This is a genomic window from Psychrosphaera aestuarii, from assembly GCF_017948405.1.
In the GTDB taxonomy this organism is placed as follows: Bacteria; Pseudomonadota; Gammaproteobacteria; order Enterobacterales; family Alteromonadaceae; genus Psychrosphaera; species Psychrosphaera aestuarii.
Genome location: NZ_CP072844.1, coordinates 1,713,569 through 1,738,149, shown reverse-complemented (window position 1 = coordinate 1,738,149; position 24,581 = coordinate 1,713,569). Strand labels below are relative to the sequence as shown.

The following is a 24,581-nucleotide window of genomic DNA, read 5'->3' as shown; positions in this document are numbered from 1 at the left end:
CTGGTTACTGCTGTTTAAGGCTAGCGACTAACCGTCTGACCTGTTCAAGATCTTCAGGTGTGTCTACACCTGCCGGTGGTGGCTCAATGGCTAAGTCAACGTGAATGTTGTGGCCTTGCCATAATACGCGTAATTGCTCCAACGACTCAATTTGCTCTAGCTGTGATGTTGGCCAACTAATATACTCTTGGATAAAACCCGCTGTATAAGCATATATACCAATATGGCGAAGATATGGAAATCTCAATTCTGGGTTTGGCGTCTTTGAGAACTGGTCTCTGTCGAACGGTAATGCAGAGCGAGAGAATGTAAGAGCTAAGCCATTTTTGTCAGTTACCACTTTGACCACATTTGGATTAGATAACTCGTTAAAAGAGCAAATACTTTCTGCTAGTGTCGCCATACCTACGTTTTGTGCCTGTAACTTTATTAAATTGGCAGCTAACTGTTTAATATTGACCGCTGGGATCATTGGCTCATCGCCCTGAACGTTAACAATAATGGTATCTGCCGCAAACTTGTATTGCTTTACAACCTCAGCTAATCGCTCTGTACCAGACTCATGTGTTTTTGAAGTCATACAGACCTCGCCACCAAAAGCTTTAACCGCTGAATACACTCGTTCGTCGTCAGTTGCTACGATAACTTGTTCTGCGCCAGATGCTACTCCACGTTCATAAACCCATTGAACCATAGGACGATTATCAATCATTGCAAGGGGTTTACCTGGTAATCGAGTTGAATCGTAACGAGCTGGAATTACAACTACAAACTTACCGCTTTGTGTCATATCGTTGTTCATAAGTGCCTATTGGTTATTTATATTGTTCAATTTCGTCAAATGTAAGCTGGCGAGCTTCACCTTCTAACATTACCGGGATATCTTCATTAATTGAGTACGCGATTCTGTCGACTTTACAAACCAATTCATTGCTCTTCTCTGCATAGTGCAGTTGCGATTTACAAATTGGACAAGCAATTATATTTAAAAGTTTTTTATCAAAAGCCATAACATATTCCGTTAATTATTTTTATTTGTTGATTGTTTTTGAGGTTAATAATCTAAGTTTATCTGATAACACTTGCTCTAATGACGAAGAGATAATGGCATCAATAGGTAAAACAAACCAATTACATTGGGCAAACTTGCGACACTTAACTGCATCTTTTTCTGTCATTAATACGATTTCGTCATCTGACGAAGTTAACTTAAGATTATCAAAGTCGGCTTTAGTAAAATTATGGTGATCGGGAAACCAATGTTCACTGATCACATTTAAGCCTGATTTTATCGCCGTATCTTTGAATCTCTGAGGGTTGCCAATACCTGATACTAGATGAACCTTCCGGTGCTCATCGCTTAACGCCGTTTTATCGCCCGTTAAAATTTGAATCACATTTGTTGCAGCTAATCGATAATCATATTCGAGTTCAGAAGTAACATCACTTGCAGCAATAAAACCGGAATTTACTACTGAAATATCCACTGAAGCAAGACGAGATTCGGACTCTCTTAATGGCCCCATGGGCAGTAAAAAGCCATTGCCAAACTTGCGAGCACCATCAATTAATACAATCTCGATGTCTCTGGACATTTTATAGTGCTGTAGCCCATCATCGGAAATAATAATATCGACTCCGCTAATTTGTGACGCATATTTAACAGCAACATTCCTATTTGCATCAATAACGACAGGGCATCCTGTGCGCATGGCTAATAAACTTGGTTCATCGCCAGTTAAACTTGGATCACTGATTAAGTTTACGAGCCGAGGAAAACTAGGGCCTAATTTAGAAGCCCCATAACCACGACTTACAATAGCCGGTGAATACCCGTGCTTTTTTAAAAGTTCAACTAAAAAGATAACGAATGGCGTTTTACCTGTGCCACCAACCGTAATGTTGCCAACTACAATCACGGGCAAGGAACAATCTGCGCTGGCTAACTTATGGTCTTTATAGCGCCAACGTCGCAAAGCACTAATCAACCAAAACAACAAAGTGAATGGAAGAAATACCCATATCCATTTTTTATTTGTATACCACGCCTGCTCAATGTTACTCACTTATTCATCACCAAACTGTAATTGGTGCAACGCGGCATACGCGCCACCTTTTATCAAAAGGTCTGAATGTGTGCCTTGTTCGATAATTTGACCTTTGTCCATCACGACTATTTGGTCTGCATTTTCAATTGTCGATAAGCGATGGGCAATAACGATACTTGTTCGGTTGGTCATTAAGTTTTGCATTGCGTCTTGAATTGCTCGCTCAGACTCAGTATCTAAGGCCGATGTTGCTTCATCTAAAATTAAAATAGGTGCATTGCGTAAAATCGCTCTCGCAATTGCAATGCGTTGGCGCTGACCGCCTGATAAAAGCACACCATTTTCTCCAACTTCAGTATCCAACCCATTTTCCATTTGGTCGGTAAACTCAAGCACGTGCGCAAGCTTTGCCGCTTGTTCAATATCTTCTCTAGTAACGCGTGACGAACCGTAGGCAATATTATTTGCGATACTATCGTTAAACAGAACGACTTGCTGTGAAACAATGGCGATGTGTGATCGTAAGTTTTTAAGTTCATATTCGTTAATGTTAAGGCCATCTAAGGTGATTTCACCTTCTTGCGGAAAATAGTAACGCGGTACGAAATTGGATATCGTTGTCTTACCACTACCGGAGCGGCCAACAAGGGCCACAGTCTTGCCTGGCTTGATATCTAGTGTAAAGTTATTGATAACCTTTTTATCTGTACCAGGATAGGCAAAGCTCAAATTTGAGAATGCTAAGTGACCATTAATCTTTTCTTTTATGGCTGTACCAGTATTTAGTTCTGACTCAACATCTAGAACTTCAAAAACACTTTTGGCCGCGGTAAGTCCACGTTGAAATTCACTGTTTACCGTGGTTAACATTTTAAGCGGTCGAAGTAACATCATCATTGATGACAAGACCACGGAAAAAGTACCAGGCGATAAGCTATCTAGCATTTCTGGCTGCGCTGATAAATATAAAACCGCAGCTAAAGCAAAAGATGCAATAACCTGAATAGAAGAGACGCTTAACGTTTTGGTAACAACCATTTTCATTCGTTGTTGACGGTTATGATTATTAACATCAAAAAAGGATTTAGTTTCTTTTTCCTGACCACCAAACGCTAAAATAACCTTGTGACCCGATAACATTTGTTCTGATTGACGGGTTACGTTACCCATGGCTGACTGAATCTTTTTTGATATTACTCTAAAACGTTTGGTGACATAACTAACAATAAATGCGACCACTGGTACTAAAATTAAAATAGCAATTGATAATTTCCAGCTGTGATAAAACATAACAGCAAGCAACCCTATTACCATAGCGCCTTCTCTTACTAACGTCATCAAAGCTCGACTACAAGCGTTTTCAATTTGCTCTGTGTCAAAGGTAATTTTTGAGATCAAACTACCGTTTGACTCACTATCGTGATAACTCACCGGCAAAGCTAACATCTTTTCGTAAAGCTCTTGACGCAACTTCATGACAATATTTGAGCCGACCCAACCGAGTCCAAACGTGGCCATATAATTAAACACGCCTCGTAGTATGAATACTACGATAACAAACAAAGGCGCAGCAGCGAGCACTTCACTATTTTTAGCGGTGATCCCTTCATCGATAAAAGTTTGTATTTCCGAAATAAAAAGTACGTCTATTCCCGCGTAACCCAGCATACCAACAAGAGCTAACACAAAACCCATTGCGTATGGTTTTATATAACCCGCAAGTCTTTTAAACGTCGTTGAGTAATTTTCTTCCAAAGTACAGTCCAGTGCTTCATTTTAATATCAAATAATTAGCCTAATTCTACCGTATTTGTCCATGAATGCTAAAAGGATTTTGCTTTTTCCAAAAAGGGCTCCACTTATGTAACGTTTCTTTAACAACAAACGTGCTTTTATCTGAATCAAACTTAATCGTTAATTGCCCTGATCTAGCAGTATTAAATTGCTGCACATTATAACGTCCGTATCTTGATAACACCTGTTCTGACGGCATGCCAAAACGATTATTTACACCACTACTATAAATGACAACTTTGGGCGCAACAGCATATATAAAAGGTTTAGAGGAACTATGACGACTGCCGTGATGTGGAACAATAAGTATGTCAGCAGATAAATCCAAAGAGTCGGCATAATAAGCGTCGACCAACACTCGCTCAACCTTATGGCTGATATCACCTGTGATTAATATCTTTGTGTCTGATGATGTTTCGGTAATTAAAATCACGCAACTACGATCATTACGCGACAATATCGGCCAAACCTCATTTAAATACTGCCATCGAGTTTGGTTAGGCCATAGAATTTGAAATGTTACCTCTGGCCAATTTTCGATAGATGGCAAGTTATCAATGTTGTCGCAATCATCTAACGCAGGATTATAACCCGCTGCGATAAGTGCATTGGCGTTGCCAACATGGTCAGCATCAAGATGCGTTAATATAACTTGATCAATGGTCTTAATTCCTCGACGCTGCAGTGTTGGAACAATTACCGACTCCGTAGCGCTAAATCCATTATTAAACAACGGACCAAGATCAAAAAGAATTGTGTTACTAAGCAGTGATCTTTCCGTGACCATATTGCCGGTTGTAACCATCATTGCGCTTCCTTGTCCGACGTCAAAAATAGTTATTTCTGGGCTTGAGTCTAACTTCGCTTTTTTATTGGATTGCGTGTTTGTCTTTTGGTCAATGTTTGGCATACCTTCTAATAAAAATTGACCAACGACTATACACAAACATATGAGAGCTATATAAATTGACTTGTTATTAATACTGCAAAATAGACCCCCATTTTTTTTAGCTTTTAGATCAGTTCTGGTAACTGTTTTGAAGGCTGTGGAAAGGCAAATAGACATTGGAGAAACCAGTTTAAACAAGCTAAGCAGTATTATTGGCGCCAATATTATTACTACAATAACAAGTTGAAGTGTACTATCCGACCCCGACCACCAACTTTTATAAAGCTGCAAATAAATAAAAGCATCAAACATCGTAATCAACGCCAAATCTGCCAAACTGTAAAATAGTGCAGCCATTGGTTCACTTATAGATATAAACAAAGCACCGAACGCAATTAGAGGCATAATAACGGCCGCAAATATTGGACTAAATAAAAGATTGGTTATTACCGAAAATGTGCCCACCCCACCAAAAAACCAAAAGATTATGGGTAACATCCATACGAATATAAACAGCTGAAATAAAGTAATGTATAAAGTTAAATTTATAAGATATTTGTACAAGCCATGTAATTTAAAGGTGTACTGTAATCGAACAAATCTGACGAATATTAAAATACCCAAAACTGCATAAAAACTTAACCACCAAGACGAATTAAGAAACGACCAAGGTTCAAAAATTACCGATATCGTCGCCACCGCTAAAAGTACATTAAATGGCTCAAAGGTACTTTTTGTGTAACGAATAAATAGATAAATAGTTATTGCAGACGCAGCTCGAACAGCAGAAGGAATTGCTCCAATTAGAATAACATATCCCCATATTAGGATTATCGAGATAACGCTTTGTAGTATATACGGAGTTGTATTTTGTGTTGGAATAACGGTGCCTACAAATCTGTATGTTCTGAACAGAGCCAAACTAGCCGTTAAATAAACAAAACGTATAAGCAGATATACTAAGCCGTATAACAAACCAATATGTAAACCTGAAATAGCTAAAAAATGACCAAGGCCTAGGCTATTAATACGTTGTTTTTTTTCTTGACTAATTAGTTGTTTGTCACCTGTAGTAAGCGCTAGGATTAAATCGTTGTGAAATAAATTAGCTTGCTTTGATAATGTCGTTACTTTATTTGTGATGATTTGCCGTTGGTCTATATCTAAAGTGCTATCAGTATCAACTACAATCTCGTCTTGTATGGTTCCTTTCGCATTAATGCGCTGCGCAAATAACCACTTGCGCTGATTAAATCCATAGCTATTTTCATAACCCCAAATAGACTTCAATATGGCGTTAAAGCTTACAATTGCTCCCATGCCGACTTTGCTAACGCATCGTATAGGTTTGTCATACCAGCTCACTCGAATAATTTGTTCTGATTGTAACCAACTTATCGGCTTGTGATTAACCTCTGCTATTCGTATATCAAGGGATCCTGAAGTTGGTAGGTCTTGATCTTTTGAACAAGGTAGGTCAATTACGACATTTAAAACCTCACCTTTAATAACAACAGGGATCCCGGTATCTAACAAAGGCCCTATTGGCCCTAATTGAAAAAACCATGCACTTGTCGTTGACTGCCATACAACACCAAAACACAAAGCGATTATTAAACTAAAAACAGACTTAGATTTTTTTTTGCACCTAATGTAATTTCGACAAACAACAGCAAGAATGCATGTAATTAGAATGAGTGTGACTTCACCAGCTGATATCAACCTAGGACTGAACAAAAACAGGCCACAACCGATTAAAAAACCCGCGAACCATTTGTTCAATTATAATTCCTTAACTAATGTGTTAATTCTCTAATTACAAAATCCTAAATTTAATGTAACTTAGCGACTCATTTTGACAAGTACAGAATTCTTGATTCGAGCTCATACTATGCCTAAGAAATTCATACAAAGGTTTTTACCTGATCATAATAAAATTAAACAAAACAAAGCCGTTAATATGTTCGGTGACGTTCTTCATGATGCGAACTTATGGCACTTAAATCGTCGTTCTGCTCGTGGTGCGTTTGCTATCGGACTTTTTAACGCTTTTATTCCCGTACCTTTTCAAATGTGGTTATCAGCGCTTGGTGCCATCGTTTTCAAAGTAAACCTACCAATATCCGTAGCGTTGGTTTGGGTTAGCAATCCACTGACAATGCCACCCTTATTTTATGGCTGTTATTTGTTGGGCGAATGGATTTTAGGTGGTGAAAAACAACCATTTAAATTTGAATTAAGTTGGGACTGGTTAGTAGCGAGTCTATCAACCATTGGTCCTGCATTTATTACTGGGTGTTTAGTCGCAGCAACTATTTGCGCTGTAATTGGCTTTTTTGGCATTGATTTGATGTGGCGTTACTCAGTAAAAAAATCTTGGCAAAGAAGAAAATTAATGCGTTTGAACAGAGAGTTAACAAAGTAGCCAAATTAAACGAATAATTAATAATGACAGCATAAAACTGGATGATTTGAGGAATTGATATGACAGAACTTACCATACAAACACCTGACGATTGGCATCTTCATTTTCGGGATGGTGACATACTCAAAGAGACCGTTGCGGCTACAGCTCGTTGTTTCGATAGAGCCATTGTTATGCCCAATCTTGTTCCACCCGTTACTAACGCTTCAATGATTACGTCTTATCGTGACCGTATTAACGCAGCTAAACCAACAGGTAGTAACTTTGAACCTTTAATGGTTCTGTATCTGACAAACAATACCAGTAAACAAGACATCATTGATGCTAAAGCCGCCGGAGCTGTGGCCGCAAAGTTATACCCTGCTGGAGCGACAACTAATTCCGATGCCGCAGTAAGTGCTTTAGACGATTTGTTTCCAATATTTGCTGAAATGGAACAACAAGGCATGTTGTTGTTGGTGCATGGTGAAGTTACAGATCATCACATAGACATCTTCGACCGTGAAAAGGAATTTATCGACCGCAACCTGACTCGAATTGTTAATGCGTTCCCCAACTTAAAAGTTGTGTTTGAACACATCACGACCAAAGATGCAGTGGATTTTGTCCTGAACGCTTCTGATAACGTTGCGGCAACAATTACGCCTCAACACCTGCTATTAAATAGAAATGACTTACTAGTAGGCGGTATTCGTCCACACAACTACTGTTTGCCAGTGCTTAAACGAAATATTCACCAGCAAGCACTTCGAAGTGTAGTTGCAACTGGTAGCCCTAAGTTTTTCTTAGGTACCGACTCTGCGCCCCATGAAAAGTCAAAAAAAGAAAACGCTTGTGGTTGTGCTGGCTGCTACAGTGCATGGTCCGCGTTAGAATTGTATACTCACGTATTCGAAGAGTTAGGCGCATTAGATAAACTAGAAGGCTTTGCGTCTCACTATGGAGCCGATTTTTACGGTTTACCGAGAAATAAAGGGACTGTCACATTAGTCAAAGAAGATTGGACAATACCTAACACGATTACCCTTCCAAATGGAGAGCCAATTGTGCCATTTTTTGCAGGTGAAACCTGCCATTGGAAAATTAAAACCTAATATAAAGACTAAATATTAAACCCTTATAACTAGGAAATAACGCCGATAACATCTTGCTTAATTTAGTAATTCAATCGGCGTTAATTTTGATGCTTTTGTAGCCGGGTATAAACTCGCTATCAGCGCAATAGTTAAAGCGGTTCCAGCAATTACTAAAACTTGCAAAAAATTTATTTCACTAGGTAAATAGGCAATAAAATATACATCCCCATCAAGCACTTTTACGTTAAATACGTATTCAAGCATTTGAAACAACTCGGGAAGAAACAGTGCGACAATAACGCCGACTAGTACACCCCAACATATTCCACGAACTGCGGTAAATAGGCCCATTAATACGAAGGTGTTTTTTACCGTTTGAGGTGTTAAGCCTAATGTTTTTAAAATGCCTATATCGCCATATTTTTCCTGAACGGCCATCGATAATGAAGATATTATGTTAAAGCTGGCCACTGACATTACCAAGACCATCACTAAATACATAATGTCTTTCACTAAGATGATGTCGTTGTATACATGACCTTGGCTTCGAAACCAGTCGATAATATAGACGAACTCGGTAATTTCACTGCCTACTTCTGCGGCGACTCGGTTTGCCATAAAAGGGTCGGTTAATGCGACTTTAACACCTTGCACTTGTTCAGCTGAAAAGCCTTGGCTTTTCTGAACAACGCTAAGGGGCACATATACTTGACCATGATCCATTTGGCCGCCAATTTTATAGATGCCGTCAATCTCAAAATTTAAATATTCTGGCGCAGACAATCGCCCGGTATCAGAAATTTTTGGTAACAACAGCTCCAGTCGCTCACCCAGCTCAAGGCCGAGTTTTTCAGCTAGTCCAGCGCCGATTATTGCAGGAGGTAAGCCGTCAATCTCTGTTTGTTGCGAAAACCATTCGCCGGCGACCATATATTTACTTGTTGCGTTAATGCTCGGCTCCAACAAAGGGTCTACGGCCTTTAAAACGACCGCTTCCATTGCATTTTGCTTTTGTACCATAGCATTCAATTCTATAAACGGTGCCACTGCAACAACGTTAGTGTTGCCAAGAATTTGTTTAGCTGTACTTGGCCAATTGGGTAATGAGCCCGATACCGCTTTAAATTCAATATCGGGAATAACAGAAAGTAATGTCTTTTTTAGTTCACGTTCAAAACCATTCATAACAGACAAACCAATAATCAAAGCGGCCACACCTATTGCAAAACCAATACGTGACGCTCTGTTAATAAACCTAATATATGGGCTTTGCACACCGGTTTTATAATAACGCCTCGCTAGTTGCCAGGCGATGGTATTATTGGTTTTAACTGATTTAGTACTTGCCATTAAATTACAATTCCATCGTCTAATTTAATAACTCGATCAAATCGTTCGGCTAATACCTGATCGTGTGTCACTACCACCAGCGTTGTACCTAATTCTTGATTAACTTTTAAGAACAAATCAAAAATTTGTTGGGCATTCTGCTTATCTAAATTACCAGTTGGCTCGTCTGCAAGTACCAGTTTTGGCTGATTAACGAGGGCCCTGGCGATAGCTACTCGTTGTCGCTCACCACCGGATAATTGTGACGGTAAGTGTGTTAAGCGATGGGCTAGCCCGACTAGGGACAAAAGTTCGGTCGATCTGCGGTTTGCCTCAACGGTATCAATGCCACTTATCAGCAAAGGCATTGCGACGTTTTCAAGTGCTGTAAACTCCATCAATAGGTGATGAAACTGATAGATAAAACCTAAATTATCATTTCTAAATTTAGCGGCCTGTGAATCAGATAAGTCGCTATTAGACTGTCCCAAAATGCGCACATCGCCAGACGTCGGAAGATCTAGCATACCGAGTATATGTAACAAGGTGCTTTTGCCCGAACCAGATTGACCCAAAATAGCAACTTGCTCACCGGGTCTGATTGCTAAGTCAATGCCCTTTAATATATCGGTAGTGGTTACACCCGAATATGATTTTTTCAAATTTCTACAATCAACAACATTCATCTGTCAATCCTTTATACTATTCATAACGCAGCACATCGGCCGGTGCTAGCGACGCTGCTCTTCTTGCCGGATAGATACTCGCAATAAACGCCAAACCAATTGCAAACAACGCAATTAATACTACTTTTTCAAAACTATAAACAACCGGTAAACCCATGCCTGGCACACCTAGTAAGTTAATGCCGGTTACTAACATAAATTTATTTATTCCTAACGCGACAATTGATCCTAATATGGCGCCTAATAGCGCCCCTACAACGCCGTTATAACAACCTTGCAATGTAAATATTTGTGCTATTTGTTTAGCATTCATGCCAAGTGTTTTTAATATAGCTACTTCGCCTTGCTTTTGAGTAACCATCATTACTAACGCCGATACGATATTAAACGCTGCGACAGCGACGATTAAACTCAACATGATCCACATCATGTTCTTTTCCATCTTTACCGCATCAAATAACTTACCGTGAGTATCATGCCAGCTGCTTATCTTATAATTGGACTGAGGCATTAACTTGCGTAATTCGGACTCAATAGCTTTGGCATTGAAAGGATCCGATAATACTAATCTAACGCCTTGAAGGCTCTGTGGTTGTTTTTTTAGCAATCGATTAAGGTCTTGTGAGCGTGTGAATACAAGTTGTTGATCCAATTCACTCTCTGTAGCAAATAAGCCAACAATTTTAAAATTACGTTGGGCTGGTAATCGACCTAATGGTGTGTAGTGAGAAGCACCACTTAGAATTAAACGTACATTATCACCAATTGCTAGGCCATTGTCGTAAGCCATAAAGCGACTAATTACAATTCCATATTTAACGTCCATCAAAGATGACCACTGCCCTGTTTGCATTGCATTCGATAAACCTAATGGAATGTTATTACTATCTGAAAGCCCCTGAACAAGCAATCCCTTAAAGTTCTCTGGTAGTTGCATAATTGCCGTGGATTGCACAAGGGGCAGCTGCTGAATGATTTGTGCTTGAGTTTCCGGCATCGAAGTTTTTACCAGCTTTTCGATGTCACTGATATCAATTGTCTGATCATCATCGTTTGTAGTAATGACTATATGCGGCACACCGCCTAAAATTCGATCCTTTAATAAGCCTTCAAAACCATCCATCACAGAAATGACTATAATAAGTGCCATTACGCCAAGAGTAATACCAGCTTGAGAAAATAACGAGATAAGACCAACAAATTTGCCGTCTTTAGATGCTTTTGCGTAACGTCGAGCTATAACTAAACTAATAGGTAAATTCATGTAAGAGTTTGAATCTTTTTAATTTAAATGATGAAGGAAAGTGCAAGGTTCGATAATATGCGTTTCATATACAAAGTACAAGCCACCATCACTGGCTATCAGGGAACAAAACGATGATCAATGAGACTGATTTAGAGCAATTTACTGAATACTTCCAGATGAGCCATTCTATTGATATAAATATCAATGTGGGTGATGTATTGGCAAATACGCCAAATGACGCTGACTTTGAGGCTGATATTCCATTACCTTACAAGCTCGCTTCAGACTTAAAAGGCGTTGAACAGACTATGCTTCGTCCATTACGCCAATTAGGCGATGTTATCGAACCTTTGGCGGATTATTTAAAAGCGCAAAGTCGTAAAATTGATTTAATGATGCATTATATTTTGCAAGCAGAGGATGAAAGCGACCAACGCCACTCCACACTATCTTTTGGTGGCGGAGGTTTTGTATTTTGTTCAAAAGAAAGATATGCGGAGACACACTTTTTAATCTGCAAATTATTTTTTAATGATGAAGCTACCGCTATTTATTGTTTAGGTCGTATAATCGCGACAAAATCAAATGCTGATGGCAGCTATGAGTACACAGTTCTATTTCATCGTATTCGTGATGAAGACAGAGAAATTGTAGTGAGAGCGTCTTTACATCAGCAATCTAAACAACTTTTAAAGAAAACACAGCAACGTCAAAACGAGAAAAGCTAATGGCATATACCCTTCCTGCTGAGTGGGCAAATCAGTCCGCGATTATGCTAACTTGGCCTCACCAAGAAACAGACTGGTCACCGTTTTTAAGTGACATCGAAACTGTTTATGTACAATTGGCGAAACATATTACTGAACAACAATTGTTGGTGCTGGCTTGTCATAATGAATCAATAAAGCTTCATGTTAACGAATTATTAAAAAACGCCAATATTAATTTAAAACAGGTTCGTTGGTTTATTGCGCCTTGCAACGATACTTGGGCGCGCGATCACGGGCCAATTACGCTGACGGATGAAGATGGCAATACACAATTGCTTGATTTTACCTTTAATGCCTGGGGCGCCAAATATGAATCAAATTTTGATAACGATATTACTAGTCACTTACTACAACAAGATTTCTGTAGTCCAACATTAGCTAATAAACATAGCCTGATCTTAGAAGGTGGCAGTATTGAAAGTGACGGTAATGGCACGTTGTTAACCACAACAACATGTTTACTTAACCCTAATAGAAATGCGCATTTATCACAGCAACAAATTGAACAAGAGTTAAAAACAGCCTTAGGTATGGACAAGGTCATATGGCTAGAGCACGGACATTTAGCTGGCGATGATACCGATGCGCATATTGACACGTTAGCTCGTTTTGCTCCTAAAGGAATTGTATACGTTCAATGCACCGACAAAAATGATCCGCATTACCTAGCGTTAAACAAAATGGAACAGCAGCTTGCTCAAGCAACAGGTAAAGATAATACGCCTTATACCCTTTTCCCGTTACCTATGCCAAATGCAAAAGTTGATGAAAATGGTGAACTTTTACCGGCTACGTATGCTAATTATCTGATAATAAATAACGCTGTACTCGTGCCGACTTACAACGATGAAAATGATAAGACTGCGCTTCGCATTATTGGTCTTGCGCACCCGGAACGAGTAGTTATTGGTGTCGATTGTTCTACCGTTATAAAACAATTTGGTAGTTTGCATTGTCTAACCATGCAAATACCTGCAGATGTTATTCACTAACCTATAGTTAAAGTACACTTTAATTTTTAAGAAAAAATTATGACTGATAAAACATTAAGTGTTGCCTTAGTTCAACACAGTAATTCAAGTGATGTTTCGCACAATATCGAAAAAACAATTCAAGGCGTCCGTGAAGCGGCAAATGAGGGTGCAAAGCTCATCGTGCTACAAGAGTTACATCGTTCCTTATATTTTTGCCAAACAGAAGATACAGACTGTTTTGATTTAGCCGAGACAATACCGGGACCATCCACCGACATGTTTGGCAACCTAGCTAAAGAGCTGGGTGTTGTTATCGTATTGTCGTTATTTGAGAAACGTGCTGTAGGTATTTATCACAATACCGCCGTAGTTGTTGATAGTGATGGGTCAATTGCTGGTAAATATCGTAAAATGCATATCCCGGATGATCCCGGTTTCTATGAAAAATTTTATTTCACACCTGGCGATTTAGGTTTTCAGCCAATTCAAACATCTGTTGGTAAACTCGGTGTTTTAGTTTGTTGGGACCAATGGTTTCCAGAGGCAGCAAGACTGATGGCCATGGCTGGTGCTGACCTGTTAATTTACCCAACTGCTATAGGTTGGGACCCAAGAGATGATGAAGCTGAACAAAAAAGACAGCTAGATGCCTGGGTAATATCACAACGTGCTCATGCTGTTGCGAATGGTTTGCCGGTCATCTCTTGTAATCGCGTTGGACATGAATCCGATCCTAGTTCACAAAGTGAAGGTATTCAATTTTGGGGAAATAGCTTTATTGCCGGTCCACAAGGCGAAATTTTGGCACACGCGGGCGATGAAGATGATCAAATTCTGCAATTTGACGTATCGTTAAGTCGTAGTGAATCTGTACGCCGTATATGGCCATTTATGCGAGATCGTAGAATCGATCATTACGGCGACTTATTAAAAATATACCGTGATTAATCAAGATAAGTGATTTCACAAATAGCCTTTCCTTGATGGTCAGGCTATTTGTTTATGTCACTTTCATCAACATTAGGGATTGTTGTGCTTCCACAATTGTTAAAACTGCCTTTGCCGAAGGTCAAATCGGTAACCGACAAAAAAGCAGATAAAATAACTTGGTCTAGATTAGCCGGCAGCAGTAAGGCGCTCGCTATTGCCGAAGCAGCTTATTACTCAGATCATGTAACCGTCGTTGTTACAGAAAACACACCTAATGCCCACCGTTTAGAAAGTGAACTAAGTACATTACTGCCTCGAGACACACATCCTGTTTTTACCTTCCCAGATTGGGAAATACTGCCTTACGATACCTTTTCTCCGCATCAAGATATCATATCGCAAAGATTGCTAACGCTTTATCAATTGCCAAATATGGCTCGTGGCGTCGTTATTGTTCCAGTTAGTACATTAATGCATTTTATTGCGCCAAAGTCTTACATCATGGGTAATAGTTTTGTATTTACCGAAGGCGATAAAAAAGACATTCAAGCGCTGGCGTTACAATTACAAGAAAATGGTTACCGAAATGTTGAACAGGTAATTGAGCACGGAGAATATTCGGTAAGAGGTTCGATATTGGATTTATATCCAATGGGAAGTGACCAGCCCTTCCGACTGGATTTTTTTGATGATGAAATAGACTCAATTAGAATTTTCGACACCGAATCACAACGTAGTAAAGATAAAGTAGAGAAAATAAATTTACTACCGGCACATGAATTTCCTTTGGACAAAGCCGGCATAGAAGTCTTTCGTCAAAACTATCGTGACCAGTTTACCGTAAGAAATGAAAAAGACAGTTTATATAAACAAGTCTCTGAAGCGAGTTTCCCTGCGGGAATAGAATATTACTTGCCTTTGTTTTTTGAACAAACTGATACTCTTTTCGACTACTTACCAAATAATTGCCACTTGGTACTTGCCGGCGATATACAAGCGCAAGCAGAGCTTTATTTGCGTGAAACACAAAAACGGCATGATAATTTAAACGTTGATCCTCTGAGGCCGTTACTGCCACCAGCTAAACTATTTATGGCATTTAACGAGTTATTCGCGGCCATAAGTCAGTGGCCACAAATTAATATCCAAGTAGGTGTGGCCAGTGGCGCCGGTAAATTTAATGCTAATACGCAATTAATTGACGATATCAATATAGATTCGCAGTTAAAACAACCATTTACAAAAGTTCTATCTCATATTGTCGAATCAAAAGCCCAACAAGGTCGCGTTTTATTTAGCGTTGAGTCAGCAGGTCGTCGAGAGACGCTTTTAGAGCTTTTAAAACAAGCTCAAATTAAGCCTACACAATACAAAAGCATTGAAGACTTCATTAAATCCGACTCCGACGTTGGTATTGTAATAACGAGCTTAGAAAACAGTTTTGTGTTGATCACCGATATTGATGGTCAGTCAGTACCTGTGTCATTTATTACAGAAACTGAGTTACTTGGTGGACGCGTCGCTCAGCGAAAACGAAACAAAAGAGAGAAGTCGATATCGACGGACGCTCTCGTTAGAAACTTGGCAGAGCTTAAAGTAGACCAAGCTATTGTCCACATTGAGCATGGCGTAGGACGATATAAAGGTCTAGAAACCATTGATGCTGGTGGTCTCACTAGTGAATTTGTCACTATTGAATATGCGAATGAGGCTAAACTTTACGTCCCTGTAGGAAATTTACATTTACTATCACGTTATACAGGCGGTGAATCTGACTCAGCACCATTAAACAAACTTGGCTCAGACGCGTGGGAAAAGGCTCGAAAAAAAGCAGCAGAAAAAATAAAAGATGTCGCTGCAGAATTGTTAGACATCTACGCACAGCGAGAAGCAAAACCAGGTTATAAATATGAATTAGAACGCGACGGATGGCGTCAATTTTCAGCCTCTTTTCCATTTGAAGAAACTGAAGACCAACAAAGTGCGATTAATGCCGTGGTTAATGACATGAAATCACCACAGGCCATGGATCGCTTAGTGTGTGGTGACGTTGGGTTTGGCAAAACCGAAGTTGCCATGCGTGCTGCCTACATCGCTGTAAATGATGGTAAACAGGTCGCAGTATTAGTCCCAACGACATTGCTTGCCCAACAGCATTATGAAAACTTTACTGACCGTTTTGCTGATTGGCCCGTTAAAGTAGAGGTTTTGTCGCGATTTAAAACAGGAAAACAACAAACCGCTATATTAGAACAATTGGAATCTGGTCAAGTCGATATTATTGTTGGTACTCACAAGTTAATACAAGACAATATAAAATTTAAAGACCTCGGTTTATTGATCATTGATGAAGAACACCGATTTGGTGTTAAGCAAAAAGAAGCAATCAAAAAACTGCGCGCTAATGTGGATATACTAACGCTTACTGCAACGCCAATACCAAGAACGTTAAATATGGCAATGAGTGGAATGCGAGACTTATCCATAATTGCCACACCTCCGGCTAAACGTTTAGCGATAAAAACCTTTGTTCGCCAAATTAATGATGAACTTATTAAAGAAGCAATAATGCGTGAGACAAACCGCGGTGGTCAGGTTTACTTTTTACATAACAATGTAGAGACCATAGAGCAAAGAGCTCGAGCTATCGAAGCATTAATGCCTGAATGCCGAGTTGTCGTTGCTCACGGGCAAATGCGTGAAAAAGAATTAGAGCGAGTGATGGGCGACTTTTATCATCAACGCTACAACGTATTGGTATGCACAACGATAATTGAAACTGGGATAGATGTTCCAACCGCAAATACCATTATCATGGAACGTGCTGACAAGCTTGGTTTAGCGCAACTACATCAACTTCGAGGCCGCGTGGGTCGCTCTCACCATCAAGCCTACGCTTATCTTTTAACGCCACCACCTAAAGCGATTAGTAAAGATGCGGTTAAACGTCTTGAGGCAATTGAGTCGTTAGAAGACCTTGGAGCGGGGTTTGCCTTGGCCACTCATGACTTAGAAATTCGTGGCGCGGGTGAACTCTTAGGTGATGATCAAACTGGTCAAATTCAAACCATTGGATTTACGCTTTATATGGATATGTTAGAGCAAGCTGTCGAAGCCTTAAAACAAGGTAAAGAGCTTAGTTTAGATGTTTTAACCTCCAAACAAACGGAAATTGAGTTGCGAATCCCTGCCCTATTGCCAGACAGCTATATTCATGACGTTAATATGCGCTTGAGTTTATACAAACGAATAGCAACGGCAAAAAATACCGATGACTTAGATGATATTAAAATTGAACTCATTGATCGTTTTGGCCTGCTACCCGACGCGGCTAAAAACCTATTTAGAATTAGTGAATTTAGACAACGTGCTCAACTACTTGGTATTACCAAAATTGAAGCTGGGCCGAAAGGTGGTCGTATTGAATTTTCGGACTCAACAAAAGTAGATCCAATATTCCTAATTAGTCTAATTCAAAGTCATCCAACGACTTACAAACTGGACGGTGGCCAAACCTTAAAATTCAGCATAGATAATAAAGACACTGAAGACAGATTAAAGTATATAAATGCGATGTTAAATGACTTTGAGCATAAGCAAAAAGTATAGAACAATTATTTGCGCTAACGTACACTAATCATGTTGTAATGAGATTAGCGAGCGTTAGCCAAATTTAAGGAATAGAAGTTGTTAAGTAAACACACTCAAAACAATTGGAAAAAGACAAGTTGTCTCTTATCAATATTGGTTATAACTAGTATGGGACAGTCGCTTGCTGCAGTCGACAGTAAACGTTCATTATCTGTACCCAGTGAATTGAGTGGTTTATTTAGCGAGGTCACTAACCCTTATACGTTAGCGGAAAAACCACCTAGAAAAGAAAACCAAGACTTAGTAGAAAAAATACAATCAGCCGATGGTAGATGGTTTGATGTAGAGATTATTATTTTTGAGAGAACAAATAAAAAACCGATAAGAGAAAATTTCGACCAAAAAATAAAAAACAAACAGCCCAAGCGTTTTTGGGACATCCAGGCATCAAAGCTACAACCCAATATCAAAAATTTGCTTTCTAATTTACCTAACTGCCATTCTGATATTGACCCATTTGTTGTAAAGCAGAAACGCGATGATCAAGGTTTGTCACCTCTTAGTCCAGCTGAGTTTTTTACGCTGTTTAATGACTATCAAACCGTCATTCAAAAACAGTGGCGATTAACCAACCAACTTTGCCTGATGCCAAGTGAGTCTCTATCTGGATTTTGGTCTATATCAGAAGACATAAATTACCTTCCTTCAGCGCAGCAAGAATTTTATACCGATATCAATTGGTCAAGAATTCCTACTAAGATGATTGGTTACGACTACGACGACTATCGTGGTGTCTACCTGTTGGATAACGCCAATCTAAAACTTACGGAACAAGCACAAAAGTTAGACAATAACTGGGGAACAAAAACACTATTGCATCTTGGGTGGAGACAACCTGGTTTAGCAAAAAACAATGCGGTATCGGTTTATTTGAAAGCAGGTCAAAACTATACGGGTAATTTTACTTACGATGGCTACGAAATAACCGAAATTGATAGTTTAAAGGTGTCTAAGGATAATTTTAATGACGCTGCAACGCCAGAGTCGTTATCAAGTAATCAAATGATGATGAGCTCCATTAGGAGCAATGTTGAAAAGTTTTTATCAAAGTTAGAGTCAGGCGCAGCTGTTGACCCTACGACAAATACGTTGGTAATGCCGAAACGTAACGCATTCCCTATAGAAACGTGGCAACTTGATGGTTCAATTACTGTCCACCTGGATCACTACCTTTATCTAGATGCCGATTTTAACTTCCGTCAAAAAATGTCCAAAAAAGTTGATGTAGATGCAATATTGGCGAAAGAATCGTCATTGGATGCGGCTTTGGTGCAAAATGACTTGACCAATGACGTACAAAACGTATTAATATCAGCTGCAAACAAAGACAAAGCAGTCTCCGAGTTTAACGAATTTAATGAGTCTACTGAAAGAAATCAGGCCGACGATTCATTATTGGAAATACAATACCTACAAAATTTCCCATTCAAACAACTAAGACGTACCTACTCAGGTGATCTACACTATTTAGACCACCCGAAGTATGGCGTGCTTTTTCAGATCAGAAAATATAGACATTAACGGGATAATTCAGTGAAAGATTTTCAAATCAGTGCTCAATATATTGAACAACAACTTAATGGTTTTAAACCTGACGTCGCTATCGTATTAGGTAGTGGTTTAGCAGATTTAGCGGAACAAATTTTGGACCCTATCAGCATTCCATACGCAGATATTCCAGAGTTTCCTCAAAGTACCGTGGTTGGCCATACAGGTCGATTAGTCGCTGGTACATTAGGTGGCAAAAACGTAATCTGTATGCAAGGTCGTTTTCATTATTATGAAGGCCACTCATTTGAAAAAATCGCAATCCCATTAAGAAGCTTTAAGGCCATTGGTTGTGAGTCTGTTATTTTAACAAATGCAGCGGGTTCGCTTAAAGAAGACATGGGTCCAGGCAGTATTATGTTGATCACTGATCACATTAACTTCTCTGGTTTTAATCCACTTATCGGTCCAAATGACGATGAGATTGGTCCGCGCTTTTTAGATTTGACTCAAACCTACGATAGAAACATAGGTGAGAAAGTTGAAAAAGCAGCGTTGAAATCTGGTTTAACTTTGTACAGGGGCACCTATATTTGGGTATCTGGTCCTACGTTTGAAACTCCGGCTGAAATTAGAGCACAGCGAACGCTTGGCGCTGATGCAGTTGGTATGTCTACCGTACCAGAAGCGATTGTGGCAAGGCACTGTGGCTTAAAGGTATGTGCTATTTCAACCATTACTAATTTAGCTGCCGGCTTATCTGCAACGAACCTAAGCCACGATGAAACGCTAGAACAAGGTCAATTAGCGGCAAAACGACTAACTACTTTACTTCAAGACTTATTGGCAGACGCATAATGAAAGACTATCAAGCCTATGCCCGTCAAGCGTTAGGCTTGATGGACTTAACATCTTTAAATGATGATGATACTAACGACGTTATTATCGAGTTATGCAATAGTACAATTACAGACTTTGGGCATGTTGCAGCTGTTTGTGTCTATCCAAAGTTTGTCGCACTTGCGAAAAAAACTCTAACTCAGCTCGGTATGCATGACGTTAAGGTTGCAACGGTAACCAACTTTCCGCTCGGCGATCAGGACATCGACCAAATTATAGCTGAGACTGAGCAAGCCATTGCTGACGGTGCGGACGAGATTGACGTAGTTTTGCCCTATAACGATTTTATTAATGGCAATTTGAAGCGCTGTGAAGATGTACTAGTGCAAAGTAAACAAGCCTGTTCAGATCACAATGTGTTAAAGGTAATCATTGAATCTGGTGAGCTAGGTGACTTAAATACAATAAAAGCAGCCAGTGAATTTGCGATAGATTGCGGCGCAGACTTTATTAAAACATCAACTGGAAAAGTACCAGTAAACGCGACGCTTGAAGCGGCAGATGTAATGCTAAATGTAATAAAGCAAAACGGTGGCCGAGTTGGTTTTAAAGCAGCCGGAGGAATCCGTACCGCTGATGATGCAAAGGCTTACCTTATACAAGCAGAGCAAATCCTTGGTTCAGAATGGGTTATGTCGTCTAACTATCGATTTGGTGCAAGTGGTTTGCTTTCAAACCTCAAAGATACATTATCAGGAAAGGTTGGTACCTCAAACCACTCGAATTACTAAAATAGAAAGGGCTTAGCATGTTCGATCAATTGGCAAATAATAGTAAAGAAGCGTTGCCCATCGAAATATCAACAAATGGTATATTTGACAAAAATGATCAGCGTGCGTCTTTTCTTATCGAAAAATTACAAGCTTGGATTAATTTTCAAGCTTTGGCGTCAAATTGGTATGCAGACGAGTCATACATAATAAATATTAAGTTAACGCTTGTTGCTGAAAAGCAATTTTTAAATCTCCCACAATATAACTCAGACGGTTGGATAAAAATTAACGCCGAGGGTTTAACTGCACTATTAAAATGCGGTTTAAGTGAACTTGAATTTGAGTCAATAGTTGCCGTTAGCAATTCAGATTTAAAGGAAATGATGGATGACGGCAGTATAGTAGAGCCCCAGTTTCAGAGTTTGATCATGACCGCATGTAATTATTTAACTAAAGACTTATCTGTAAACAGGCTCATTTAATATTTATTAAAAAATGGTAATACTAACGCCTACCACCATATAAATAACCACGACGTATAGTACAGGTATTTTCAATACTCTTAATGCCAAAAACCCGGCCACAGCAATTAAAACATCTAAATAGCTATGAATGGCGCTCACTAATATCGGCTGATAAAACGCAGAAATTAATAGCCCAACAACCGCGGCGTTCACACAAGCGATAGCACCTGCCACCTGATTTATTTTACTAATTTTTTGCCACGATTCTTTAAAAGCAATAATTAACAAAAATCCAGGTAAAAATATGGCTACCGTTGCTATTAAAGCACCGACTAACATATTATCAGACAATAATTCGGCACCTAAAAACGTCGCAAAAGTAAACATCGGGCCAGGGATCGCTTGCGCTGCAGCGTAACCAAAAATAAAAGTGTCTTTACTTAATTGCCCCTGAATAATGTCTTCAAGCATAGGTAATACAACATGCCCTCCCCCAAACACTAAACTTCCAGCTCGATAAAAATCAGAGAACAAAGCTATTTTTGGGCCTAAAAGCGTCAACAACGGCAGCACAATAAATAACAGGATAAACGTACCAAACACAAACCAGTTAACTTTCGCTAACCCCTTATTCACGGCTCTAGTCGTTGTAACTTTTACGTTTGACAGGGTTAATTTTTTGTAAAAAAATGAACCGGCTAGTAATGAAATACTAATGATGGCTAACTGCATAATTATATTATTGTAAATACAAAGCAAAATCGCGCTGAGTAAGGTAACTGCTATGGTGGCTGCGTTGTTGCAGAACTGTTTATACATAGTAAAAATAGCGTCAGCAACAACAGCTACCGCTAAAATTTTTAGCATAGACACGACATTCAAAAAAATTGGACTCGCTGTCGTCGATATGGCTGTAGATTTTGCTAACATCAGCATGAGCATAAAAGAAGGCGCAGTAAACGCAATAAAGGCGGCGACACCACCTAATAAGCCTCCTTTAGAATAACCTATCGAAAAGCCAACCTGACTTGAACCTGGACCTGGCAAAAATTGACTTAATGCGATGTAACCGGAATAGCGTTCTTGCGACACCCACTTAAGCTTTTCGACAAATGTCTTTTGGAAATATCCGATATGCGCCGCAGGCCCACCAAAGCTAATACACCCTAAAAGAAAGAAGTGAAAAAATATATCTATTAAAGCCTTCATTTTCTTTTGTAAATACAGTTTATTGTCCATTGAATCAATCTATTAGTTAAATTCATTTGCCATTATAGCTCGCTATTACCGAATTTTTGTAGCGTCAATTATGATCTTGCTTGTCACTTTGAACATACTGGTACTAAGGTTACATGTAATAACCACATAAGGTAGTAGACATGACCAGTAACGATGACGCACCTTTATTTACGATGGAAGAATTACAAGAGGAATTTGTCGAAACCCAAATCGATTTGAACGGTTGGAAAGTCCTCATAGTTGATGATGAGCCTAGTATCCATACAGTAACTAAACTAGCGCTACAATCGTTTTCCTTTGCAGATAAACCGCTTAATTTTTATAACGCCTACTCAGCGTCGGAAGCCAGAAGTATTTTAGAAATAGAAACCAACATTGCTGTTATTTTACTTGATGTTGTAATGGAAACTGACAATGCTGGATTGGAGCTCGTCGATTACATTCGTAATGATTTAGATAACCATGACGTTAGGATCATATTGCGTACTGGCCAACCTGGCCAAGCACCAGAGTATGAGGTCATTAAAAAATACGATATCAATGATTATAAAGAAAAAACCGAGCTCACTAACCAAAAGTTAAATACGGTAATCTATGCAGCTCTTCGATCCTATAGAGATATTACAGCCATAAATCGAACACGAATAGGCCTTGAACGAATCATTAAATCAACATCTTCCTTACTCCAAGAAAACTCGTTAAAAGACTTCGCTGAGGGTGCCTTACAGCAATTAGCTGCCATGATGCATATTGATGCCGACGTTGTTCTCGCTGAGAGCACTAGCGCTTTTGCAAGTAAAACGAAAGAACAAATAAAATTATTAGCTTGTATTGATCATGGTAGAGCATCAATAAATGATCGTTTCATCACACATAAAATATCTAACATACTGAACACGAGTCAAATACCGCGCGACAAAATGGTCAATCAAGAAGCCGAGTTTTTTTATATATCTACCGTAGGTAAAAATGAGTTAATTCTGTACCTAGAAGGTGCGAATGATGTGCTTCGTTACGACACTGAAATACTCGAAATTTTTTGTAAAAATATCTCTATAGCAATAGAAAATATTCGGCTTAATGACGAGTTAAAACGAACACAAGAAGAAATAGTATATTCAATTTGCGAAGTCGCAGAAACTCGCTCTAAAGAAACGGGTAATCACGTTCGTCGTGTTGCACTGTATTCAAAGTTAATAGGTGAAAAGTACGGATTAGACAAAGAACAGGTAGAGCAGCTATTTTTAGCTGCGCCACTGCATGATGTGGGTAAAATTGGAATTCCAGATAGCGTGCTTAATCGCCCTGGTAAGTTAGAAGGCGAAAACTGGGAAGTCATGAAGACTCACGCTCAAATTGGGGAATCTGTGTTACTTAGTTCGAATTTACCTATTATGGAAGCCGCTTCAATCGTGGCGGCACAACATCACGAAAATTTTGATGGTTCCGGTTACCCACGTGGCCTTAAAGGCAACGACATACATATATACGGAAGGATTGTTGCGTTAGCTGACGTATTTGACGCCCTTATGAATGCTCGTTGCTATAAACCCGCTTGGGACTTACAGCAAGTTGATGCCTTGCTTAATGAAGAAAGAGGTAATAAGTTTGATCCACACCTTGTTGATATTTACTTTAACCACAAAGAAGAGTTTTTGAAAATTCATCAACAATACAGTGATTAGTTAAGTTTAAACCTTTCCCCAAGGTGACGGCTGTAAAAAAGTGTCAACATAAAGTGCTTCAACTTCGTTACGAGCCCATTCAGTCTTTCTTAAAAACTTTAACGAAGACTTGATGGACGGGTCGTTTTTAAAGCAATTGATATTAACTCGAGCGCTAAGCTCGTCCCAGCCATAATGCTCTACTAGTTTTGTAACTACGTCCGCTAGTTTTACACCATGTAACGGGTTATTTGGTTGATTATTCAAAATACATCCTAAATCTAGTTCTAAAAAT

General features: G+C 39.2%; 21 protein-coding genes. 11 read left to right on the top strand and 10 right to left on the bottom strand.

Features of this window, described 5'->3' with window-relative positions:
* Positions 1 to 4 precede the first annotated feature (4 nt).
* Genes kdsB through J9318_RS07895 form a run of 5 tightly spaced genes read right to left on the bottom strand, consistent with a single transcriptional unit; the run spans position 5 to position 6,513 of the window.
* Positions 5 to 802 carry a 3-deoxy-manno-octulosonate cytidylyltransferase gene (gene kdsB / locus J9318_RS07915; RefSeq protein ID WP_244731600.1) on the bottom strand — a complete coding sequence of 266 codons (798 nt, stop codon included), beginning with the start codon at positions 800 to 802 and terminating at the stop codon, positions 5 to 7.
* Between the two features lie 13 nt (positions 803 to 815).
* Complete coding sequence (locus J9318_RS07910) at positions 816 to 1,010, bottom strand: Trm112 family protein (RefSeq protein ID WP_210559409.1); 195 nt, start codon at positions 1,008 to 1,010, stop codon at positions 816 to 818.
* Positions 1,011 to 1,031: 21 nt separating this feature from the next.
* Positions 1,032 to 2,066 (bottom strand): tetraacyldisaccharide 4'-kinase, encoded by a 1,035-nt coding sequence (gene lpxK / locus J9318_RS07905; protein ID WP_210559408.1) that lies wholly within the window; start codon positions 2,064 to 2,066, stop codon positions 1,032 to 1,034.
* Entirely contained in the window at positions 2,067 to 3,803 is a 1,737-nt protein-coding gene (gene msbA, locus J9318_RS07900) for a lipid A export permease/ATP-binding protein MsbA (protein ID WP_210559407.1), read from the bottom strand.
* 46 nt (positions 3,804 to 3,849) lie between these two features.
* On the bottom strand, positions 3,850 to 6,513 hold the full coding sequence (locus tag J9318_RS07895; RefSeq protein ID WP_210559406.1) for a ComEC/Rec2 family competence protein: 2,664 nt from the start codon (positions 6,511 to 6,513) through the stop codon (positions 3,850 to 3,852).
* A gap of 109 nt (positions 6,514 to 6,622) precedes the next feature.
* Between J9318_RS07895 and J9318_RS07890 the strand changes: the two genes are divergently transcribed.
* Positions 6,623 to 7,156: a DUF2062 domain-containing protein gene (locus tag J9318_RS07890; protein ID WP_210559405.1), complete on the top strand. Its 534-nt coding sequence runs from the start codon at positions 6,623 to 6,625 to the stop codon at positions 7,154 to 7,156.
* A 59-nt stretch (positions 7,157 to 7,215) separates the two neighbouring features.
* Positions 7,216 to 8,250 (top strand): dihydroorotase, encoded by a 1,035-nt coding sequence (pyrC, locus tag J9318_RS07885; RefSeq protein ID WP_210559404.1) that lies wholly within the window; start codon positions 7,216 to 7,218, stop codon positions 8,248 to 8,250.
* 57 nt (positions 8,251 to 8,307) lie between these two features.
* On the opposite strand, the gene J9318_RS07880 is transcribed toward pyrC, so the two are convergent.
* From J9318_RS07880 to J9318_RS07870, 3 genes are read right to left on the bottom strand one after another with little or no spacing between them, the layout of a single operon-like run.
* Complete coding sequence (locus J9318_RS07880; protein ID WP_210559403.1) at positions 8,308 to 9,582, bottom strand: lipoprotein-releasing ABC transporter permease subunit; 1,275 nt, start codon at positions 9,580 to 9,582, stop codon at positions 8,308 to 8,310.
* A complete protein-coding gene (lolD, locus tag J9318_RS07875) occupies positions 9,582 to 10,247 on the bottom strand; it encodes a lipoprotein-releasing ABC transporter ATP-binding protein LolD (RefSeq protein ID WP_210559402.1) in 666 nt (221 codons plus the stop codon). The genes J9318_RS07880 and lolD overlap by 1 nt, the downstream gene beginning before the upstream one ends.
* Positions 10,248 to 10,263: 16 nt before the next feature.
* The gene (locus J9318_RS07870; protein WP_210559401.1) at positions 10,264 to 11,511 is read right to left on the bottom strand and encodes a lipoprotein-releasing ABC transporter permease subunit; all 1,248 of its coding nucleotides are present in this window, start codon (positions 11,509 to 11,511) and stop codon (positions 10,264 to 10,266) included.
* Between the two features lie 113 nt (positions 11,512 to 11,624).
* Here J9318_RS07870 and J9318_RS07865 point away from each other — a divergent pair, with 113 nt between their 5' ends.
* From J9318_RS07865 to J9318_RS07830, 8 genes are all read left to right on the top strand, one after another.
* Positions 11,625 to 12,221 (top strand): PilZ domain-containing protein, encoded by a 597-nt coding sequence (locus J9318_RS07865; protein ID WP_210559400.1) that lies wholly within the window; start codon positions 11,625 to 11,627, stop codon positions 12,219 to 12,221.
* Positions 12,221 to 13,255: an agmatine deiminase family protein gene (locus tag J9318_RS07860; RefSeq protein WP_210559399.1), complete on the top strand. Its 1,035-nt coding sequence runs from the start codon at positions 12,221 to 12,223 to the stop codon at positions 13,253 to 13,255. Before J9318_RS07865 ends, J9318_RS07860 begins: the two co-directional genes overlap by 1 nt.
* Positions 13,256 to 13,294: 39 nt before the next feature.
* A complete protein-coding gene (locus tag J9318_RS07855) occupies positions 13,295 to 14,185 on the top strand; it encodes a carbon-nitrogen hydrolase (RefSeq protein ID WP_210559398.1) in 891 nt (296 codons plus the stop codon).
* Between the two features lie 54 nt (positions 14,186 to 14,239).
* Positions 14,240 to 17,776, top strand: a complete 3,537-nt coding sequence (gene mfd, locus J9318_RS07850) for a transcription-repair coupling factor (RefSeq protein WP_210559397.1) — start codon at positions 14,240 to 14,242, stop codon at positions 17,774 to 17,776.
* A 150-nt stretch (positions 17,777 to 17,926) separates the two neighbouring features.
* Complete coding sequence (locus tag J9318_RS07845) at positions 17,927 to 19,339, top strand: CsiV family protein (protein WP_210559396.1); 1,413 nt, start codon at positions 17,927 to 17,929, stop codon at positions 19,337 to 19,339.
* Positions 19,340 to 19,351: 12 nt separating this feature from the next.
* Positions 19,352 to 20,164 carry a purine-nucleoside phosphorylase gene (locus J9318_RS07840; protein WP_210559395.1) on the top strand — a complete coding sequence of 271 codons (813 nt, stop codon included), beginning with the start codon at positions 19,352 to 19,354 and terminating at the stop codon, positions 20,162 to 20,164.
* Positions 20,164 to 20,937, top strand: a complete 774-nt coding sequence (deoC, locus tag J9318_RS07835; protein ID WP_210559394.1) for a deoxyribose-phosphate aldolase — start codon at positions 20,164 to 20,166, stop codon at positions 20,935 to 20,937. Before J9318_RS07840 ends, deoC begins: the two co-directional genes overlap by 1 nt.
* 17 nt (positions 20,938 to 20,954) lie before the next feature.
* Entirely contained in the window at positions 20,955 to 21,401 is a 447-nt protein-coding gene (locus tag J9318_RS07830; protein WP_210559393.1) for a hypothetical protein, read from the top strand.
* 6 nt (positions 21,402 to 21,407) lie between these two features.
* Here J9318_RS07830 and chrA read toward each other — a convergent pair whose 3' ends face one another.
* Positions 21,408 to 22,622, bottom strand: coding sequence for a chromate efflux transporter (gene chrA / locus J9318_RS07825; RefSeq protein WP_244731598.1), 1,215 nt, complete (start codon positions 22,620 to 22,622; stop codon positions 21,408 to 21,410).
* 140 nt (positions 22,623 to 22,762) lie between these two features.
* On the opposite strand from chrA, the gene J9318_RS07820 reads away from it, so the two are divergent.
* Positions 22,763 to 24,307: a DUF3369 domain-containing protein gene (locus J9318_RS07820; protein WP_210559392.1), complete on the top strand. Its 1,545-nt coding sequence runs from the start codon at positions 22,763 to 22,765 to the stop codon at positions 24,305 to 24,307.
* 6 nt (positions 24,308 to 24,313) lie between these two features.
* On the opposite strand, the gene J9318_RS07815 is transcribed toward J9318_RS07820, so the two are convergent.
* On the bottom strand, positions 24,314 to 24,553 hold the full coding sequence (locus J9318_RS07815; protein ID WP_210559391.1) for a VF530 family protein: 240 nt from the start codon (positions 24,551 to 24,553) through the stop codon (positions 24,314 to 24,316).
* Between the last annotated feature and the right edge of the window lie 28 nt (positions 24,554 to 24,581).

Coding starts and splice junctions, on each gene's coding strand:
- kdsB (WP_244731600.1), bottom strand. CDS start 802: ATGAACAACGATATGACACAAAGCGGTAAGTTTGTAGTTGTAATTCCA.
- J9318_RS07910 (WP_210559409.1), bottom strand. CDS start 1,010: ATGGCTTTTGATAAAAAACTTTTAAATATAATTGCTTGTCCAATTTGT.
- J9318_RS07890 (WP_210559405.1), top strand. CDS start 6,623: ATGCCTAAGAAATTCATACAAAGGTTTTTACCTGATCATAATAAAATT.
- pyrC (WP_210559404.1), top strand. CDS start 7,216: ATGACAGAACTTACCATACAAACACCTGACGATTGGCATCTTCATTTT.
- J9318_RS07880 (WP_210559403.1), bottom strand. CDS start 9,582: ATGGCAAGTACTAAATCAGTTAAAACCAATAATACCATCGCCTGGCAA.
- lolD (WP_210559402.1), bottom strand. CDS start 10,247: ATGAATGTTGTTGATTGTAGAAATTTGAAAAAATCATATTCGGGTGTA.
- J9318_RS07870 (WP_210559401.1), bottom strand. CDS start 11,511: ATGAATTTACCTATTAGTTTAGTTATAGCTCGACGTTACGCAAAAGCA.
- J9318_RS07865 (WP_210559400.1), top strand. CDS start 11,625: ATGATCAATGAGACTGATTTAGAGCAATTTACTGAATACTTCCAGATG.
- J9318_RS07860 (WP_210559399.1), top strand. CDS start 12,221: ATGGCATATACCCTTCCTGCTGAGTGGGCAAATCAGTCCGCGATTATG.
- J9318_RS07855 (WP_210559398.1), top strand. CDS start 13,295: ATGACTGATAAAACATTAAGTGTTGCCTTAGTTCAACACAGTAATTCA.
- mfd (WP_210559397.1), top strand. CDS start 14,240: ATGTCACTTTCATCAACATTAGGGATTGTTGTGCTTCCACAATTGTTA.
- J9318_RS07845 (WP_210559396.1), top strand. CDS start 17,927: ATGGGACAGTCGCTTGCTGCAGTCGACAGTAAACGTTCATTATCTGTA.
- deoC (WP_210559394.1), top strand. CDS start 20,164: ATGAAAGACTATCAAGCCTATGCCCGTCAAGCGTTAGGCTTGATGGAC.
- J9318_RS07830 (WP_210559393.1), top strand. CDS start 20,955: ATGTTCGATCAATTGGCAAATAATAGTAAAGAAGCGTTGCCCATCGAA.
- chrA (WP_244731598.1), bottom strand. CDS start 22,622: ATGGACAATAAACTGTATTTACAAAAGAAAATGAAGGCTTTAATAGAT.
- J9318_RS07820 (WP_210559392.1), top strand. CDS start 22,763: ATGACCAGTAACGATGACGCACCTTTATTTACGATGGAAGAATTACAA.